Here is an 18,381-nt window from a genome sequence, read left to right on the forward strand (position 1 = left end):
TGGGAAGCACGCGTACCACCGTTCACCCTGTGAGGGTTCCGCGCCGGCGGGCTCCCGGGCGTCCGCGGTCGGCACATTCACCCGACCGAAGCCTTCGGGGACCCGCCACCCGGCCGTACTCGTCGCACCGACCATGCAGGCCCGCACGCCCAACTTCCGTGAATGCCTGACCACTTGACGCTGAACCGTTTCACTGGTTCCCTCGAGAAGCTGCTCATGGGAGCGCTCCCAGCCACCCCCCACGTGAAAGGGAACCCCGTGCAGACCTCCCCCCACCCCTCCCCCAGACGCGCCCTGCCCGCTCTCCTCACCACCGTGCTGCTCGCCTGTCTGCTCTCCCTGGCGGGCGGCTCTCCCGCGCGGGCCGCGGCGGGGGACGGCTCGGTGTCCGATTCCAACATCGCGTACGTCGGACGCTGGGACACCTCCTCCGGCACCGCGGCCGTACCCAGCTGGACCGGCGCCTACCTCCAGACCGGCTTCACCGGCACCACGGTGAAGGTCAGGGCCAGGAACGCGGTCAACTTCTACGCCAGCATCGACGGCGGCCCCGACGTCTTCCACGCCGGTGTGCGCGGCACGGTGAACCTCACTCCCCGGCCGCTCTCCCCCGGCACCCACACCCTGCGCCTGACCTACCGCTCCGGTGACACCGTCTTCCAGGGCCTGGTCCTGGACTCCGGCGCGCGGACCGTCGCCGCCGGCGCCCCGACCGGGCTGGTCGAGTTCGTCGGCGACTCCATCACCGCCGGAGCCCTCACCGACCGGCTGGCACTGGACTCGTACGCCTGGAAGACCGGGGAGCGGCTGGGCATGCGGCACACGCAGATCGCCCGGTCCGGGTACTGTCTGGTCGCCCGGTCGGGGTGCACCGGTCTGAGCGGCCAGTTCTTCAGGACGGCCAGCACCGGCGGCGCGGACTGGGACTTCTCCCGGTACCGGGCCGGCGCGGTCGTCATCAACCTCGGCACCAACGACATCGGGCACGGAGTGTCCGGCGCCGCCTTCCAGTCGGCGTACACCACGTTCCTGCGGGACGTGCGCGCCAAGTACCCCGCGGCGCACCTCTTCGCGGTGCAGACGCTGAAGAAGCGCTACGTCACCGAGACCAGGGCCGCCGTGAGCGCCCGCAACAGTGCCGGTGACGCCCGGGTGCACTACGTCGACACCACGGGCTGGCTCACCGACGGCGCCGACTACGAGGACGGCAACGGGCATCCGAACGAGGCGGGTCACACGAAGTTCGCCGAGCGCCTGGCCCCGGTCGTCCGTGCCCGGCTCAGCGGCGCCACGGCGAAGGCGGCGGCTCCGGGACAGCCCGGCGACCCGAACATCAAGTTCGTCGGCCGCTGGGACACCACCGGCTCCGCCACCGCCTACACCCCGTACTGGGCGGGCGCCTACTACCGCGTCGGCTTCACCGGCAGGACGGTCAAGCTGAAGCAGCGGGGCACGATCGACCTGTGGGCACGGATCGACAACGGGCCGGTGAAGTTCTACGACGACGTCAAGGGCACGGTGAACCTGACCCCGACGGCCCTGCCCCCCGGCAACCACACGCTCCAGGTCAACTACCAGGTGGTCGCCGGTTCCTACCGGGGCGACGCGGTGTTCCAGGGGCTGGTCCTGGACAGCGGTGCGACGACCTTCGCACCGCCGGCCCCGGCCAAACTGGTCGAGTTCGTCGGCGACTCGATCACCGTGGGCACGACGTCCTCGCAGAACGCCCGTACCGCGTACGGCTGGCTGATCGGGGAACGGCTGGGCGTCGAGCACACGCAGATCGCGCAGGGCGGGGCGTGCCTGGTGGCCGCGGCGGACGGATGTGTGGGCCTTGAGCGGCAGTTCACCAAGCTCAACCCGAACGCCGCCACGCCCGACTGGAACTTCTCCCGCTACCGGGCCGACGCGGTCGTCATCAACCTCGGCACCAACGACGTCGGGCACGGGGTGAGTTCCGCGCAGTTCCAGTCGGCGTACGGCAGTCTGCTGCGCAAGGTCCGTGCGGCGTATCCGCAGGCGTGGATCTTCGCCCTGGAGACGTTCCGCGGGCGGTACGTCCCGCAGACCGAGGCCGCCGTGAAGGCCGCCGTCGACGGCGGTGACACGCGGGTCTCCTTCGTCGACACCACCGGCTGGCTGGGCTCGGGCGACCTGACGGACTCGGTGCACCCCAACGACCGGGGCCACCGGGTCGTCGCCGACCGGCTGGCGCCGGTCATCGCCGCGCGGATCGGGGCGTAGCGGGACGGGGGCGGGCCTCACATCGGGGCGGGGCTCGCCCCTCCCTTGAGTCGTTCCAGGTCGGAGGGCCGGACCTGGATGACGATCAGGGCGATCAGCGCGGCGACGGCGGTGAAGATCGCCGCCATGATGAAGGCGGCCGAGACGCCGGCGGTGAGGATCTCGTCGGACCAGGGCTTCGGCAGTTGCTCGGTGCGTTTGAACTGCAGGAGTTCGGCAGGGGTCGCCTGCTCGCGGAAGAGCGGGATCTGCTTCTCCGCCTCATTAGCGCTGGCCGTGCCGTACATGGTGACCAGGATGGACAGGCCGAGGGAGCCGCCGACCTGCTGGGTGGCGTTGAGCAGTCCGGAGGCCGCGCCGGTCTCCCGGGTGGAGACGTTGGAGAGCGCCATGAGGGTGAGCGAGACGAACTCCATGCCCATGCCCAGGCTGAAGACGAGCATCGGGCCGAGGACGCTGCCCGCGTACGTGGAGTGCACGTCGGTCAGGGTGAGCCAGGCCAGTCCGGCCGCCGCCAGGATCGCGCCCACCACCATGAAGGGCTTGGGGCCGTACGTGGGCAGGAACCGCGAGGCCAGTCCGGCGCCGATGGCGATGACCGCGCTGACCGGCAGGAAGGCGAGCCCGGCCTGCAACGGGCTGAACTCCAGCACGTTCTGCACGAAGAGCGTCAGGAAGAAGAACATGCCGAAGATGGCGGCGGCCAGGCACAGCATGATGCCGTAGGTGCCCGCGCGGTTGCGGTCGGCGAACATGTGCAGTGGCGTGATGGGCTGTCTGGAGCGGCGCTCGACCAGGATGAAGCCCGTCAGCACGACGACCGCCGCGGCGAACGAGGCGAGGGTGAGGGCGTCGCGCCAGCCCTCCTGCGCGGCTCTGATGAACCCGTAGACGAGCAGCACCATGCCCACGGTGGAGGTCAGCGCGCCGGTGATGTCGAAGTGCCCCGGGTGCCGTTCGGACTCCCTGATCCAGCGGGGGGTGGCGAGGGCGATGAGCAGCCCGATCGGGACGTTGACGAAGAGCACCCACCGCCAGTTCAGCCACTCCACCAGGATGCCGCCCGCGAGCAGGCCGATCGCACCGCCGCCCGCGGAGACCGCGGCGAACACCCCGAAGGCCCGGTTGCGTTCCGGTCCTTCTCGGAAGGTCGTGCTGACCAGCGAGAGGGCGGTCGGGGACGCGATGGCGCCGCCGACGCCCTGGAGGGCGCGTGCGGCGAGGAGTTGGCCGGCGTTCTGGGCGAGCCCGCCGAGCAGGGAGGCGAGCACGAAGAGCAGCACGCCGAAGACGAAGACGCGCCGCCTGCCCAGGATGTCGCCGACCCGGCCGCCCAGCAGCAGCAGTCCGCCGAAGGTGAGGGTGTAGGCGTTCACCACCCAGGACAGGCTGGTGGTGGAGAAGTCCAGGGAACGCTGGATCTGCGGCAGCGCGATGTTCACGATCGTGATGTCGAGGACGACCATCAGCTGGCACGAGGCGAGGACGAATAGTGCCATCGCGTTCCCGCCACCACCGGATTCCCTGGTGGTGGTCGTCTGTGGTGAAGCCGGCTGCGGGCTGCTGCCTGCGGTGTCCACCGTTCGACGGTACGCCCGGCTCCCGGACCTCACCACTCGATCAACGTCGGTGCCGCCGCACTGAAATTGCCATGGTGTGCGGGGATAATTCGCACAAGGCGGTCAGCCGGCCGCGACGGTCGAGTGGGAGCGACAGTGATCCGCGTTCTTCTCGTCGAGAACACCCGCCTGGTGCGGGGAGCGTTCGCTGCCTTGCTGTCCCGTGAGGACGACATCGAGGTCGTCGCCGAGGCCGACGGCAACGGTGACGTGGTGGCACGTGCCGTGGCGTGCCGGCCCGACGTGGCCGTGATCGACGTGGACTCCAGGGAGGGTGAGGATGTCGCCGTCCGGGGCGAGCTGCGGGCGCGGCTGCCGGAGTGCCGGATGCTGCTGATGATGGCCTCGACGACGCCCGAGCGGCTGCGCCGCCTGCTCGATCTGCGCGCCGCGGGCGTCAGCAGCACCAACGCACCGCCGGACCGGCTGGTCCACGGGGTGCGCAAGCTGGTCCGGGGGCAGCGGTTCGTCGACCCCGAGTTCGCGCTGGCCGCCCTGGACGCGGGCGTCACCCGCTGACCCCGCGGGAGGTGGAGGTGCTGCGGCTGACCGCCGGCGGCACTCCCACCCGGGAGATCGCGGAGCGGCTGTGCCTGTCCGTGACGACGGTCCGCAACCATCTGTCGGCGATCACCAGGAAGACGGGCGGACGCAATCGGATCGATGCGATCCGGATCGCTGTGGAGTCGGGCTGGGTGTGAACCGGGCAGGTCATCGAGGTGAACCTGCCCGGCCCCCGCGGGTCCTCACCCTGTTCCGTCGATCTCCCACGAGCATCGCAGAGGGGGAAACCGCGCAACAGCACCGTTCGTCACGCGTGCGGCGTGAGACCGTCACCGTCGGACCGGGAGGAACGGCGATACGGCATGGGCGTTCCGATCCCCGGTCTCCGGTCAGCGGCCGCCGCGGATCAAGCCCGTCAGATAGCGCCACAGCGAGGAGCGCTGCCGGGCGGACCGGTCCGGCAGGACCTCCTCGGCCGTCTCCGGCGTGGGACCGTTCGCCGACGGGCGCGCGAGTGCCGCGGAGAGTTCGTACCGCACGGGCAGCGAGCGCAGGCCGCGCATGAACGGCGAGGAACGCCAGGGCAGTTGGTCGGCGGGCAGGGCGAGGTCGAGGTAGTCGAAACGCTCGAACAGGCGCCCCACACCGGCCGCCGCGACCGTGGAGGCGAGCTCCCGCGCCGGGCACTGGCGCGGCCCGGCTCCCCAGGACAGGTGCGCCCGGGTGCTGATGGTGGTGCCGGAGGCGACGTGGTCGGCGAAGAGCGGGTCGGCGTGTGCGGCGGCCGAGGAGACCCACACCGGGTCGCCGGCCCGGATCGTGTAGTTGCCGAGCCGGGTGTCCTCGGCGGCGAAGCGCGGGACGAAGTTCACCAGGGGCGGCTTGCGCATGACGGACCGGTTCATGGCCTCCCGGACCATCCCGGCGGACAGGCTGGCGCGCACGCTGCCCTCGCCCGAGATGACCTCCACGACGGTGTTGGAGATGAGGATGCCGACGTGGTCGGAGGTCATGCCGAGCAGCATGAACAGCTCGCGGGCCAGATGGTCGAGCGACAGGTCGGGGTGCGCGGCCAGCAGGTAGGAGGGGAAGTCGTCGCCCGGCTTCTCCAGCTTCGACGCGGCCAGTTCCGCCAGGGTCGCCAGCAGTCGCTCCAGTGCGGCCTCCGCGTCCGGGCCCGCGTCGAGCACGCGCCACATGTCCATCAGCGCGTCGTCGCCCTGCGAACCGGGGAAGCCCAGCAGATGGCTGGCCACCATCAGCGGCAGCGGCCGGGAGAACTGTGCGGACAGGTCCGCCACGCCCGTCTTTCCGCCCTGCCCGACCAGGGTGATCAGCTCGTCGGCGTAGGCGGTGACGGCGGCCTTGAGGCGCTTGGCCTGGGGGTGTCGCGGGTCCTGGAACGGCTTGAGGGCCACGTCCCACGCGGTGCGCAACGGCCGGTATCCGGGGCCGCCCTGGATCAGGATGTGGTTGACCTCCAGGGACGGGCCGAGCGGCCAGTCGGCCGGTACCCGGCCCTCGGAGCGGGCCCGCCAGTTCTCCAGCCCCTTCGGGAAGCCGTCGTTGTCCTGGAGCACCTGGAGCGCCTCGCGGTAGCCCAGGACCAGCCAGGCGGGTACGCCGAGCAGGTCGACCGGCGCGACCGGGCCGTGCTGCTGCCTCAGCCGTTCGTACACGAGCGCGGGGCGCGTCTCGTAGTCCCGGGTCAGCAGCGGCTGGGGACTCAGCTCCTCCAACCGCGTGTCGTCCAGGTCCACGGATCCGCCGTCACCCCACTGGGATTCCATCGTCTTGCCACCCTCCGACACGCCCCGTACCGGCACGTCATCAGCCGGTAACCGGAAACGGTGGGGACCCTACCCCAGGGGTGACCGGCGGGTAACGACGGGGGTGGGATCACGGGCCGATGCCACCCGTGCCGGGATCAGGCCGCTGTGTAGCCGAGTTGGCGCCGCATGTAGGGCGTCATGAGGGTCTTCGCCTTGGCCAGGGTGGTGGTGCGGCTGCCGAGGACCGCGGACTCGCCGCCCGGCACGGGCAGCACGGTCAGTCCGTCGGCGGGGCCGAACGGCACGATGAGCGGGGTGCGTTGGATCGGCCGGTAGGAGCGCGGCTCCTTGCGGTGCTTGCCCGAACTCTGAAGGTAGGCGCGGATGTTGTGGGCCGCGATGTCCGCCTGGGCGAGCGCGGCGGGGGTGATCTTGAGCTCGCTGACGTCGTTGACGTCGCCGACGGCGAACACGTCCAGCCTGCCCTCGACCCGGAGCGTCCGGTCGACCTTGACGTGTCCGTCCCTGTTCAGCCAGTCGCCGTGTCCGGCCAGGCGCAGCCAGAGCGTGTTGGGTGTCGTGCCCGTGGCCCAGAAGGACAGGTCGGCCTCGATGACGTTGCCGCGGCCGTCGCGGTAGGTGCCGAAGTCGTTGCCGGGCGACATGAACGAGTCGAGCCGCACCTCGATGTCATGGGCCTCCAGCCACGCGAGGGCCTTGCGCCCCGGCCGGGTGCTGCCCGTGGAGTCGAGCAGCGCCGGTCCGGAGTGGGCGAGCGTGACCCGGGCGTCCGGCCGGGCGAGGCGGATCTCGGCGCAGAGTTCGACACCGCCGGGGCCGCCGCCGACGACGAGGACGTGCTCGGCCGTGGCGACGTTGCGCTGGTGTTCGGCGAACGACTTGGCAGCCTCCTCCACGGTGGTGCCCACGAAGCGCGCCGGCTCGGGGTAGTCGGCGCCGGTGGCGATCACGACCACGTCGTACGGCAGCCGCTCGCCCGTAGCGAGGACGACCTGCCGCTCCGCGGTGTCGATGCGGACGGCCTTGCCCGCGACCACGCGGCCGTGGTGCAGCAGCCGGTCGAACGGGATGAAGGGCGTGTGCGTCCACTCGGGGCGCACCCCCGCGCGCAGGGAGGCGACGCGGTGGAAGAAGACCTCCTTGCGGTCCACCAGCGTGACCCGGGCCGTCCCGTCCAGCCGCTTCGCCAGCCGGACACCGCCATAGCCGCCGCCGATCACCACTACATCACCGTCGTACACGCCCAGTCTCCTGTGCCTGGTGGGGGGTGCGAGTGCCGCCGCGGAACAGGCCCCCGCTCGGATCGGCCCCCGGCGGCCACTCGACTGACGGTGAGATTAGCGCTTGAAACTTAAAGAGACCCCCGGGGTTCCGTGCATGTTCCGTGAAGAGATGGACACCTGACCGGACGTCACTTCCCCCAGATCCTCCGGTACGCCTCCCGGTAGCCCGACGGGTCCCAGGTCGTGGCGCCTTCGCTGTTGCCGGCCGTGGCGATGTGGACGGGGGCCGTGTAGCCGCTGGCCGGGCGGCCGGAGAAGGCGCGGTTGAACTCGTCGACGATCTGCCAGCCCTGGAGGGACAGCGGTTCGGGCACGGTGGCGGCCTGGTACTGCCTGCTGTTGATGCGCTGGAAGGCGGACGGGTCGCCGTCGCCCGCGCCGATGTTGTAGGGCGGCCCCGAGCCCTTCTCGCCGGCCGCGCGGAAGGCGGGGGCCGCGTCGGCGAAGTACAGGTCGTTGATGGCCACGGAGTGGGTCCACCGGTCCTGGAACCGGGAGAGCAGCGAGGAGATCTCCCGCGGGGTGCGGCTGCTCGCGTCCGGGATCGGGATGTTCTCGACGGAGAGCAGCCGCACCCCGCGGCATCCTGCGAGTTCCCTCCTGATCAGGTCGGACTTGTTCCTGGCGAAGGGGATCGACGCGTCGGTGATGAGCACGACCCCGGCGCGGCCGTTCGAGTCGGAGATGATCCACTGCGCGCTGATGCGGGCCACGTCCTGGACGCGGGTGGTGACGTTGGTGAAGAGATCGGGCTCCCGGCTGGGGCCGGGCTCGGGGACCGCGTGCCAGCCGATGAGCGGGATGCGCTGCGCGTTGGCCCGGGCGGCCTGCTGTGCCGTCGAGTCGGGGTCGAAGCCGCCGATGACGATGCCCGAGGGCCTGAGGGCGACGGCCTCGCTCATGGCCGCCTGGATGCCGGCCGGGGTGCCTCCGCCGTCGATCACCCGGACGTCCCACCCGATGACCCGCGCGGCTTCCCGCACGCCCCTCGCGGCGCCCGCGACGCCGGGATTGGTCATCGTCTGGGCCACGTAGACGATGGTCCTGCCGGACACCGCCTCGGGGCCGGTGGTGGGTCCGCCCCAGGGGATGTCGGTCCGCTCCGCCCGGGTGACGGCGGCCCGGGCCCCGGCCTGGACGCCGGGGCAGCCGCTCGGGCCCGTCGCGGTCTCCTCGGCGCCGTCCGACGAACCGCGTTCGCAGCCGACGAGGGCGGTCGCCGTCACCAGAAGGGCGCAGCAGGCGAGCCGCGCGGTGCGGACTGCGGGGGCGGCCTTGCGGTTGCGGTGCACGGGGGCTCCTGTGAGGGGATCGGCGCGGCGGGACGTGCCGAGGGGTCAGGGGGGTGTGCCCGCCGTGCCGCCCTCGGGCTTCGGGGAAGACGGTGGCGGGGAGGAAGGCGGCGGGGTGGAGGACGGCGGCGGGGGTGGCGCGGCGGGTGTGTCGCGGGCCGCGGCGCCGCCGCGCAACCGGCGGCGGGCGGCGTATCCGGCCAGGCCCACGGCGATGAGCAGGGTGCCGCCGTGGAACAGCGGCACCGTCCAGAAGTCGGCGCCGAGCTGGGCGATGCCGGTGAGGCCGACGGCCAGGACGGCGACGGCGACGACGGTGCCGAGGGCGTTCGGCCGGCCGGGCTTGATCGCCGTGGATCCGAGCAGGGCGCCGACGAAGGCGGGCAGCAGGTAGTCGAGGCCGACGCTCGGGTTGCCGATCTGCTGCTGGGCAGCGAGCAGCACCCCGGCGAAGCCGACGATCAGCCCCGAGGCGGCGAACGCGTAGACGGTGTAGGTGCGGGTCGGGATGCCGACGAGGTCGGCCGCGCGCGGGTTCGACCCGACGACGTACAGGTACCGGCCGACCGGCAGCCGCTCCAGCACCAGCCAGAGGAGTCCCGCGAGGGCGAGCACGTAGAAGGCGGGGACCGGAAGGCCGAGGAACGTGGAGTCGTAGAGGTCGGTGAACGCGGGCGGGAGGCCTTGCGGGCCGGGGACGATCCGGCTGCCGTCGGTGATCCAGCCGGTCACGGCGTACATCATGCTGCCGGTGCCGAGGGTGGCGATGAAGGAGTCGATCCGGCCGAACTCGACGATGACGCCGTTGAGGACGCCGACGACCAGTCCTCCGGCGAGCACGGCGAGACAGGCGAGCGGCCAGGGCCAGCCCGCGTTGACGACGAGCTGCATCACCATGACGTGGGCCAGTCCGAGGCCGTAGCCGATGGAGAGGTCGAACGCGCCGGTGACGATGGGCACCATGGCCGCCAGCGCCAGGACGGCCGGGATCGACTGGTTGGAGAGGATCGAGTCGAGGGTGTCCAGCGTGGGGAAGGTCTCCGGCAGGGCGAGGGAGAAGACCAGGTAGAGCAGGGCGGTGAGGGCGAGCAGGCCGTAGGCGCCGATGTGCTGCCCGCCGGGGGCGCGCAGGCGCCCGGGGCGGGGCGAGGAGGGCGAGGGCGAGGTCGGATCGGTCATGGGGTCGCCGCGGCTGTGGGCGGGGGCATGGCCGAGGCCGCCCGGGTGAGCCCGGTGACGGTGAGGTCCCCGCCGCTCAGCTCGGCCGTCACGGATCCGCGGACGAAGACCAGGGTGCGTCCGCACACGCTCGCGACCTCCTCGAAGTCGGTGGACAGGAGCAGGACCGCCAGGCCCGCCGACAACGCCTCGTCGAGCAGGCGGTGGATCGCCGCCTTGGCGCCGATGTCCACGCTCGCGGTCGGCTCCTCGAGGATCAGCAGCCGCAACTCCGTCCGCAGCCAGCGGCCGATCATGACTTTCTGCTGGTTCCCGCCGGAGAGCGTGGCGATGGGGGCCTCGCTGTCGCGGGGGCGCACGGAGAACCGCTCGATCAGGGCGGCGGCTTCGGCGCGTTCGTTTCGGGGACCGATCCAGTGCGGCGCCGGCCGGCCTCCCGCGCGGGGATTGGCCAGGAGGTTCTCCCGCACGGTCAGTTCGGCGAGGCAGCCCTCCCGCAGCCGGTCGCCCGGCACGAAGCCGACACCGAGGGCGACGGCCTCCGCGACCGTGCGGGGGTGGTAGGGCCGCCCGTGGAGTACGGCCCGCCCGCCGAGGAGCGGCCGGGCCCCGGCCAGGGCACGTCCCAGCTCGGTGTGCCCGGCGTCCGAGAGCCCGACCAGTCCGAGAACCTCTCCGGCGGCCACTTCCAGGCTGACGGGTCCGGTCAGGGGGGTGCGTACGGAGTCGAGGGCCAGGACGGGTGGTGCGGCTGCCGGGGGTGTGGCCGGGTGGGTGGTGGCCGGAGGGGTGGTGGGGTGGGCGGCAGGTGAGGGTCGGGCGGGGAGGGTGGTGGCTGGCGGGTTCTCCTCGCCGACGATGTCGTGGACCAGGCGGGCCGGGCTGTGGCCGGCGAGTCGGCCGTGACTGACCAGGCGGCCGTCGCGCAGTACGGCGAAGGTGTCGGCGACCTGGTACACCTCGTCCAGACGGTGGCTGACGTAGAGGACGGCGTGGCCGCGGTCGCGCAGGTCGTGCAGGACGCCGAAGAGGCGGGCGCTGTCCGCGGCGGGCAGGCGGGCGGTCGGCTCGTCGAGGACGATGAGCCTCGCGCGGGCCGCCAGGGCCCTGGCGATGGCGACGAGCGAACGCTCGGCCGGTGCCAGTCCGGAGACCGGCGCGTCGGGGTCGAGGTGCCCGGCGACGATCCGCAGCGCCTCGACGCAGCGCTCGCGGGTGCGCCGCCAGGAGATCAGCCCGGTCCGGCGGGCGTATCCGTTGGACAGGGCGATGTTCTCCGCGACCGTCATCCACTCCACGAGACCGAGGTCCTGGTGGATGAAGGACATGCTCCGGGACGCGGCAGGGCTGCCGAGAGGCTCACCGCCCACGGTGATCTGTCCCGCGTCGGCGGGGTGCACGCCGGCGAGGACCTTGATGAGCGTGGACTTGCCGGCGCCGTTGGGCCCGAGGAGGGCGAGCACGCTGCCTGCGTGCACGTCGAGGTCGACCCCGGCCAGCGCGACGGTCCCGCCGAACCGCTTGCCGAGCCCGCGGATACGGACCAAGGGCTCCGGCCCGAAGGGTGAAGCCGTCTTCACCGGCGTGTCAGGAGCGTCGTGCACCCGCTCAAATTACAGCATTTAGGGCATCTTTCAGCCCCTGTGACTCCCACGCGGGTCGGCGGTCTCCTCAGGCGGCGTCGAGCCCGCATTCGGCCCAGATGACCTTGCCCTCCGGCAGGTAGCGCGTGCCCCAGCTCTGCGAGAGCTGCGCGACGAGGAACAGGCCGCGCCCGCCCTCGTCGGTACTGGCCGCCCGGCGCAGGTGGGGGGCGGTGTTGCTGGCGTCGGAGACCTCGCAGATCAGGGTGCGCCCGTACAGCAGCCGGACCCGGATGGGCCCGGTGCCGTGCCGGACGGCGTTGGTGATCAGCTCGCTGAGGATCAGTTCCGCGGCGAACGCGGTCTCGTCGAGTCCCCAGTCGGACAGGCGGCGCATGGCGGAGGCCCGGACCTCGCCGACGAGCGCCGGGTCGGCGGGCAGCTCCCAGGCGGCGATCCGGCCGGGGTCCAGGGCGTGGACGCGCGCGACGAGCAGGGCGATGTCGTCGTGCGGATGCGCGGGCGCCACGGTGTCCAGGACGACCTGGCAGGTCTCCTCGGGTGCCCGCTCCGGATGGGCCAGGGCCACGCGCAACTGCTCCAGGACCACGTCCACGTCGCGGTGCCGGTCCTCGATGAGTCCGTCGGTGTAGAGCACCAGCTGACTGCCCTCGGGGACGTCGATCTCGACGGCGTCGAAGGGCAGGCCTCCGAGACCCAGCGGAGGCCCGGCCGGGAGGTCGGGGTAGGACACGGTGCCGTCGGGGTGGACGAGTGCGGGCGGCGGATGACCGGCGCGCGCCATATGGCACCGCTGCGCGGTCGGGTCGTAGATGGCGTACAGGCAGGTCGCGCCGATGACGCCGGCGCCCTTGCCGTCGGGATCCTCCCGGTCCAGGCGCCCCACGAGGTTGTCCAGGTGGGTGAGGACCTCGTCCGGGGAGAAGTCGAGCTCGGCGAAGCTGCGTGCCGCCGTGCGCAGCCGGCCCATGGTGGCCGCGGAGAGCATGCCGTGGCCGACGACGTCGCCGACGAGGAGCCCGACACGCGCGCCGGAGAGCGGGATGACGTCGTACCAGTCCCCGCCCACGTCGGACTCGGCGGGCAGATAGCGGTGGGCGACCTCGACGGCGTCCTGGTCGGGCAGACCGTGCGGCAGAAGCCTGCGCTGGAGGGCCAGGACCATGGTGCGTTCGTGGGTGTAGCGCCGGGCGTTGTCGATGGACAGGGCGGCGCGGGTGGCGAGTTCCTGGGCCAGCGAGCGGTCGTCGTCCCCGAAGGAGCTCCCGGTGCGGTAGAAGCTGGCGATGCCCAGGACGACACCGCGCGCGAGCAGGGGCACCGCGATGAGGGAGCGGACGTGGTCGAGCAGCCGTGCGGTGTGCTCGGGGTCCTGGGCGAGCCAGCCCGCGGCGGCCTCCAGGTCCGGCTCCAGCACCGCCTCGCCCCTGGTCAGGCAGCGCAGCTGGGGCGCGGTCGGGCCGAAGTCGATGCGCTTGCCGGGCGGTGTGAAGGGCAGGCCCTCGCGGACGCCGTGCAGCACCGTGCGACGCAGGTCGGCGAGGGGGTCGGCGGCCTCCTCGCCGCGCAGGACGGCGTCGGGCAGGTCGATGGTGACGAAGTCGGCCAGACGCGGGACCGCCGTCTCGGCGAGCTCCTCGGCGGTGCGGCGCACGTCCAGGGTGGTTCCGATGCGGGCGCTGGCCTCGGACAGCAGTTCCAGGCGCCGACGCGCGGCCAGGGCGTAGGCCCCGACGTGCGGCTCCCCCACCATCACGAGCCCCCGTGCCGGGAACGGTGAGCCGGCGCGGTCGTCCGCCCCGCCCCTGCCGCCACCGGCCGGGCCCCTGCCGCCGTCCGTAGCACTCCTGCCGCCGTCGGCCGCGCCCCTGCCACCGTCCACCGTGGTCCTGTCGCCCTCCGCCGCGCTCCCGCCGCCGTCGACCGCGCCCCTGCCACCGTCCACCGTGGTCCTGTCGCCCTCCGCCGCGCTCCCGTCACCGTCGGCCGTGACAGTGCCACCGTCCACCGTGACGGTGCCACCGTCCGCCGTGACGGTGCCACCGTCCGCCGTGGCCGTGCCACCGATCGCTGCGGGCCCCCGATCACCGCCCCTGCCACCGTCGGCCGTGGCGGTACCGCCGGCCTCCGCGGATCCCCGGGCGCCGCCGGGCGCCACCGTCGGGCCGAACGCGGCGGCGAGGTGCCCGGACGGCAGGGTGATCGGCGGTCGTGCGGGCCGTGGGGTGGTCGAGAAGGCGGCCAGGTCCGGCAGCTCGTCCGCCTGATGCGGGAGGACGAGGGCCTCCCCCGCCACGGTGCCGGGCAGCACGGCCTCGATGGCGAAGCCCCGCACCCCGGAGGCGCTCGCCATCGGGCGGCTCACGAGCGTCACCCGCCGGCCGTCGGGCAGGGTCACCTCGACGGCGGCCCGCTGCCCGCGGGAGATCAGCTCGGCGGCCTTCTCCCTCAGGATCGCCTGGTCACGGGGGTGGATAACCTGGGCCAGCGCGTCCAGGGCGACGCCATGACGCAGGCCGCCGCCCTCGCCCCCGGTGGCCAGGTACGTCCGCAGCAGGGCACGCTCGTGCGCGGAACTCTGCCCCAGCAGCCGCCGCTCGATGTTCTCGGCCGCCCGGCGGATCGCCGCGCTCAGCGCGGGCTGTTCGAAACCACGCGGGTATCCGAAACACAGGACGCCCTCGATGCGTCCGCTGAGCGGGTCACGGACGGGCATCGCGACGCAGGCGCTGCCCTGGGAGCGTTCCGCGAAGTGCTCGGCGCCGTAGACGCGGATGAGCTGCCGCTCCGCCAGCGCGAGGCCGATGCCGTTGGTGCCGGCCACCTGCTCGGCGAAGACGAATCCCGGGACCCGCTGGATCGCCGGGAGGCTCCTGGCCATCGCCGGGTCCCCGAAGCGGCGCAGCAGGACCGTCCCGTTCGCGTCGGCGACCGAGATGTTGACCTGACTGCCGGAGAACGCGTCCTGGAGCCGGTCGAGCACCGGCACGGCCGCGCGGACGATACGGCCCCCCGGGTCGAAGTCCTCCCGGTAGGGGAGGTCGCTCGCGTCCGGCGACAGCCCCAGGGACCGGCTGCGCTGCCACGAGTTCAGGATGGACGTCCGGACACCCGCGTCGGCCTGCTCGCCCTGGAGAAACCGCTCGCGAAGCCGGGCGGGGCCCGTGCCGTCAGTCGCACGCCCCGCCGGCTTGGGTTCCTCGCCGGACCGAACCACGCTTCGCCTCGCTTGCGCCGCGATCATCCGCTGCTCGGAAGAGAATCTGGCATTGACGAGAATACGGGCATTACGGTCGGGCGTCACGGTGCGCCGGAGCCGTTCGGGCGCCACGCCGGAGCGGCTCCGGTCTGGCGGACCGCGCAGCTCCGGTCTGGCGGACCACGGTCACCCCAGGAAACTCAACCGCACCTTCCGCTCCGGGTTGTCCTTGTTGGTGTCCACGAGGCACACCGACTGCCACGTCCCGAGCTCCAGCCGGCCGCCCAGCACCGGCAGGGTCGCGTGCGGCGGGACGAGGGCCGGCAGGACGTGGTCGCGGCCGTGGCCGGGACTGCCGTGCCGGTGCTGCCAGCGGTCGTCGGCGGGCAGCAGCGTGTGCAGTGCGGCCAAGAGGTCGTCGTCGCTGCCGGCGCCGGTCTCGAGAACGGCGATTCCGGCTGTCGCGTGCGGGACGAAGACATTGAGGAGGCCGTCCCGCCCGGTCGCCGCCTCCCGCAGGAAGGACTCGCAGTCGCCGGTGATGTCGACGACCCTCTCCGTGGAACCGGTGCTGATGTTCAGAACTCGGGTGGTGAAGACATCTGACATGCCCCCATCCTGACGCACGAGCCGGATTCCACCCGATCACCCCCTCCCGGGTGGCGGTACAGGCGTCCACTGGACGAGACGCCCGTTGACCGTGCGCATGCCACCTGGCTAGGTTCAGCGGCATGTTGCGTTCAGCCCTGCTCACCACGCGCGGTCACATCGACCTGCTGCGGGTGGCCTCCGCCGCGTGTCGCCGCGGCTGCTGACGCCCTTCCTCTCCTCACTTCCGGGTTTCCTCGCCCTGGTTCCGCCTGCCCGCTGAGCACCCCTGCTCCCGTCGGCGCGGCGGCGACGAGGCGTGCCTCCTCCCGCCCTCGCTCTCCCCCGTGGAGTCCTCATGAGCATCAGTCATGCCTCACCCGCGTCACCGAAAGCCGATATTTCGTCTATATCGGCTCACGACCTCGACCTCCAGCCCCTCGTCCCCGCCTCGTCCCGCCGCACCCGCGTCCCGCGCTGGCTCCGCCGCACCAGCGGCCCTGCCCTGCTGCTGGTCCTGTGGCAACTCCTCAGCAGTACGGGCGCGTTGCAGCCGGACGTGCTCGCCTCGCCCGGCCGGATCGCCCAGGTCGCCGGGGACATGCTGGGCGACGGCTCGCTGCCCGCGGCCATGGGCACCTCGCTCCAGCGGGTCGCTGCCGGGCTGCTGCTCGGTCTGGTCGTCGGTACCGGGCTCGCTCTGCTCTCGGGCCTGTTCCGGATCGGCGAGGACCTGGTGGACGCGCCCGTGCAGATGCTGCGGACCGTGCCGTTCGTAGGGCTCATCCCGCTGTTCATCATCTGGTTCGGCATCGGCGAGGCGCCCAAGGTCGCCATCATCACGCTCGGCGTGACCTTCCCGCTCTATCTCAACGTCTATGCCGGGATCCGGGGCGTGGACGCCCAGTTGATCGAGGCCGGGGAGTCCCTCGGGCTGTCGCGGTGGGGGCTCGTGCGGCACGTCGTCCTCCCGGGCGCGCTGCCGAACGCCATGACCGGTCTGCGCTACTCGCTCGGCATCGCCTGGCTCGCGCTCGTCTTCGCCGAGCAGGTCAACGCCGACTCCGGCATCGGGTTCCTCATGGTGCAGGCGCGGGACTTCCTGCGGACCGACGTGATCGTGGTCTGCCTGGTCGTCTACGCCTTCCTCGGTCTGCTCGCCGACTTCATCGTCCGCTCCCTCGAAAGGCTGCTGCTGCAATGGCGACCCACGTTCACCGGCCGGTGACCCCCCAGGCGGTCCATGTCGAGGGGCTCACCCGGGCCTTCGACGGCCGTGCCGTCATCGACGACCTGCGACTCGACGTCCGGCCGGGCGAGTTCGTGGCCCTGCTCGGCCGCAGCGGCTGCGGCAAGTCGACGCTGCTGCGCATCCTCGCCGGGCTCGACCGCGACATAGAGGGCACCGTGCTGGTGCCGCGCCGCAAGGCCGTCGCCTTCCAGGCGCCGCGGCTGATGCCGTGGAAGAAGGTCTGGCGCAACGTCCTGCTCGGTTTGCCCGGGAAGCCCGAACGCGCCGTCGCCGAGCGGGCCCTCGACGAGGTCGGCCTCGGCCACCGTTCGGACGCCTGGCCCAAGACCCTCTCCGGCGGCGAGGCCCAACGCGCCTCGCTCGCCCGGGCGTTGGTGCGCGAGCCCGATCTGCTGCTGCTCGACGAGCCGTTCGGCGCGCTCGACGCCCTCACCCGTATCAAGGCGCAGCGGCTCGTGGGCGAGTTGTGGCAGCGCCGGGGCTGCGCGGTGCTCCTCGTCACCCACGACGTGGAGGAGGCCGTGCTGCTCGCCGACCGCGTCCTGGTGATGGACGGCGGCGTCATCGCCCACGAGCAGCGCATCGACCTCGACCGCCCCCGTGACATCACCGACCCGCGCTTCGCCGCGCTGCGCGCCGGGCTCCTCGAGCGCCTCGGCGTCGAAGCGACGGCCGCCGAAGCGGCCTGACCTCCTCGCCCCCCTCTTTGCGGCCTTTACGGCCCACGAATCACGACTCACACGAACGGAACCGCCATGCGACGACGTCTCGCCCCCGCCGCCCTGCTCCTCCCCCTCGCCCTGCTGCTCACCGCGTGCGGTGGGAACTCGGCCGCCAGTACGTCGGACGGCGGCACCGACGGCCATGGCCCGGTCACGATCGACGTCGGTGACCAGAAGGGCGGTTCGGAGGCCATCCTGCGCGCCGCCGGGGAACTGAAGAACCTCGACTACAAGATCAAGTGGTCCACGTTCACTTCCGGACCACCCCTGCTGGAGGCCGTCAATGCGGGAGCCGTCGACATCGGCGGCGTCGGCAACACCCCGCCGGTCTTCGCGGCCGGAGCGGGATCGAAGATCAAGGTCGTGGCCGCCTGGCACGGCACGTCCAAGGGCGACACCGTCCTCGTCCCGAACGACTCGTCCCTGAAGCGTCCCGAGCAGCTCAGGGGCAAATCCGTGGCCGTGGCGCAGGGCTCGTCCGCGCACTACCAGCTGGTCGCGTCCCTGCGGAAGGCTGGGCTGAAACCGAGCGACATCGAGGTCAAGTACCTCCAGCCGGCCGACGCGCTCGCCGCGTTCACCTCCGGCAAGGTCGACGCCTGGGCGGTGTGGGATCCGTACACCTCCCAGATTCTGAAGGCCGGGCAGGGCCGGGTCCTGACCGACGGCGACGGTGTGACGAACGGGCTCACCTTCCAGGTCGCGGCACCGGACGCGCTGAAGGACAAGAAGAAGGCCGCCGCCGTCAAGGACTACCTGGAGCGGCTGCGGCGCGCCTACAGGTGGGTGTACGACCACGAGGAGGAGTGGGCGAAGGTCTGGGCGAAGGACACCGGACTCCCCGAGGACGTGGCGCTGGCCGCGGTGAAGCGCACCTACACGACCCGGATCGCGGTCGCCGTCGACAAGCCGCTGATCGCCTCCGAGCAGGAGATCGCCGACACGTTCACGGCGTTGAAGCTCATCCCGCGCAAGGTCGACTTCGCCGGCTTCACCGACACCCGGTTCAACGGCGACCTGCCGCCGTCGACCGCCGAGCCCCGGCCTGCCACCGGGTCGTGAGGCAGCCCGCCGGGTCCCCCGCCGCCCGGGCGGGGGACCC

The 18,381-nt window shown here is 72.2% G+C and carries 15 protein-coding genes; 7 read left to right on the forward strand and 8 right to left on the reverse strand.

All coding sequences use genetic code 11. The features are described from left to right. Nucleotides 1-258 precede the first annotated feature (258 nt). Entirely contained in the window at nt 259-2,244 is a 1,986-nt protein-coding gene (locus QC385_RS02210; protein ID WP_279539519.1) for a GDSL-type esterase/lipase family protein, read from the forward strand. A 17-nt stretch (nt 2,245-2,261) separates the two neighbouring features. Here the strand turns inward: QC385_RS02210 and QC385_RS02215 are convergent, their stop codons facing one another. Next, complete coding sequence (locus QC385_RS02215) at nt 2,262-3,743, reverse strand: MFS transporter (protein WP_279539520.1); 1,482 nt, start codon at nt 3,741-3,743, stop codon at nt 2,262-2,264. A gap of 216 nt (nt 3,744-3,959) precedes the next feature. Between QC385_RS02215 and QC385_RS02220 the strand changes: the two genes are divergently transcribed. Continuing rightward, nucleotides 3,960-4,382: a hypothetical protein gene (locus QC385_RS02220; protein WP_279539521.1), complete on the forward strand. Its 423-nt coding sequence runs from the start codon at nt 3,960-3,962 to the stop codon at nt 4,380-4,382. A gap of 17 nt (nt 4,383-4,399) precedes the next feature. After that, entirely contained in the window at nt 4,400-4,564 is a 165-nt protein-coding gene (locus QC385_RS02225; RefSeq protein WP_279539522.1) for a response regulator transcription factor, read from the forward strand. Nucleotides 4,565-4,756: 192 nt separating this feature from the next. Here QC385_RS02225 and QC385_RS02230 read toward each other — a convergent pair whose 3' ends face one another. From QC385_RS02230 to QC385_RS02260, 7 genes are all read right to left on the reverse strand, one after another. After that, nucleotides 4,757-6,157, reverse strand: a complete 1,401-nt coding sequence (locus QC385_RS02230; protein ID WP_279539523.1) for a cytochrome P450 — start codon at nt 6,155-6,157, stop codon at nt 4,757-4,759. A gap of 137 nt (nt 6,158-6,294) precedes the next feature. Then, nucleotides 6,295-7,401, reverse strand: a complete 1,107-nt coding sequence (locus QC385_RS02235; protein ID WP_279539524.1) for an FAD-dependent oxidoreductase — start codon at nt 7,399-7,401, stop codon at nt 6,295-6,297. A gap of 170 nt (nt 7,402-7,571) precedes the next feature. Further along, nucleotides 7,572-8,735 (reverse strand): substrate-binding domain-containing protein, encoded by a 1,164-nt coding sequence (locus QC385_RS02240; RefSeq protein ID WP_279539525.1) that lies wholly within the window; start codon nt 8,733-8,735, stop codon nt 7,572-7,574. 45 nt (nt 8,736-8,780) lie between these two features. Beyond that, nucleotides 8,781-9,914 carry an ABC transporter permease gene (locus QC385_RS02245; protein ID WP_279539526.1) on the reverse strand — a complete coding sequence of 378 codons (1,134 nt, stop codon included), beginning with the start codon at nt 9,912-9,914 and terminating at the stop codon, nt 8,781-8,783. Beyond that, nucleotides 9,911-11,518: a sugar ABC transporter ATP-binding protein gene (locus tag QC385_RS02250; protein ID WP_279539527.1), complete on the reverse strand. Its 1,608-nt coding sequence runs from the start codon at nt 11,516-11,518 to the stop codon at nt 9,911-9,913. The genes QC385_RS02245 and QC385_RS02250 overlap by 4 nt, the downstream gene beginning before the upstream one ends. A 67-nt stretch (nt 11,519-11,585) precedes the next feature. Then, nucleotides 11,586-14,735 carry a SpoIIE family protein phosphatase gene (locus QC385_RS02255; RefSeq protein WP_279539528.1) on the reverse strand — a complete coding sequence of 1,050 codons (3,150 nt, stop codon included), beginning with the start codon at nt 14,733-14,735 and terminating at the stop codon, nt 11,586-11,588. A gap of 168 nt (nt 14,736-14,903) precedes the next feature. Beyond that, nucleotides 14,904-15,326: a secondary thiamine-phosphate synthase enzyme YjbQ gene (locus QC385_RS02260; RefSeq protein WP_279539529.1), complete on the reverse strand. Its 423-nt coding sequence runs from the start codon at nt 15,324-15,326 to the stop codon at nt 14,904-14,906. A gap of 122 nt (nt 15,327-15,448) precedes the next feature. Between QC385_RS02260 and QC385_RS44180 the strand changes: the two genes are divergently transcribed. From QC385_RS44180 to QC385_RS02275, 4 genes are all read left to right on the forward strand, one after another. Then, nucleotides 15,449-15,532 carry a putative leader peptide gene (locus QC385_RS44180; protein ID WP_349817350.1) on the forward strand — a complete coding sequence of 28 codons (84 nt, stop codon included), beginning with the start codon at nt 15,449-15,451 and terminating at the stop codon, nt 15,530-15,532. Nucleotides 15,533-15,663: 131 nt separating this feature from the next. Continuing rightward, entirely contained in the window at nt 15,664-16,533 is an 870-nt protein-coding gene (locus tag QC385_RS02265) for an ABC transporter permease (RefSeq protein WP_279539530.1), read from the forward strand. Continuing rightward, entirely contained in the window at nt 16,506-17,246 is a 741-nt protein-coding gene (locus QC385_RS02270) for an ABC transporter ATP-binding protein (protein WP_279539531.1), read from the forward strand. The genes QC385_RS02265 and QC385_RS02270 overlap by 28 nt, the downstream gene beginning before the upstream one ends. Nucleotides 17,247-17,312: 66 nt before the next feature. Beyond that, entirely contained in the window at nt 17,313-18,341 is a 1,029-nt protein-coding gene (locus QC385_RS02275) for an ABC transporter substrate-binding protein (protein WP_279539532.1), read from the forward strand. The last annotated feature ends 40 nt before the right edge of the window (nt 18,342-18,381 follow it).

Source organism: Streptomyces sp. DH10 (assembly GCF_029813805.1).
Classification (GTDB): Bacteria; Actinomycetota; Actinomycetes; order Streptomycetales; family Streptomycetaceae; genus Streptomyces; species Streptomyces coeruleofuscus.

What these genes read in the sequence shown, in the direction of transcription:
- QC385_RS02215 (WP_279539520.1), bottom strand. Translation starts at nt 3,743, where the DNA reads ATGGCACTATTCGTCCTCGCCTCGTGCCAGCTGATGGTCGTCCTCGAC.
- QC385_RS02275 (WP_279539532.1), top strand. Translation starts at nt 17,313, where the DNA reads ATGCGACGACGTCTCGCCCCCGCCGCCCTGCTCCTCCCCCTCGCCCTG.
- QC385_RS02245 (WP_279539526.1), bottom strand. Translation starts at nt 9,914, where the DNA reads ATGACCGATCCGACCTCGCCCTCGCCCTCCTCGCCCCGCCCCGGGCGC.
- QC385_RS44180 (WP_349817350.1), top strand. Translation starts at nt 15,449, where the DNA reads ATGTTGCGTTCAGCCCTGCTCACCACGCGCGGTCACATCGACCTGCTG.
- QC385_RS02260 (WP_279539529.1), bottom strand. Translation starts at nt 15,326, where the DNA reads ATGTCAGATGTCTTCACCACCCGAGTTCTGAACATCAGCACCGGTTCC.
- QC385_RS02265 (WP_279539530.1), top strand. Translation starts at nt 15,664, where the DNA reads ATGAGCATCAGTCATGCCTCACCCGCGTCACCGAAAGCCGATATTTCG.
- QC385_RS02270 (WP_279539531.1), top strand. Translation starts at nt 16,506, where the DNA reads ATGGCGACCCACGTTCACCGGCCGGTGACCCCCCAGGCGGTCCATGTC.
- QC385_RS02230 (WP_279539523.1), bottom strand. Translation starts at nt 6,157, where the DNA reads ATGGAATCCCAGTGGGGTGACGGCGGATCCGTGGACCTGGACGACACG.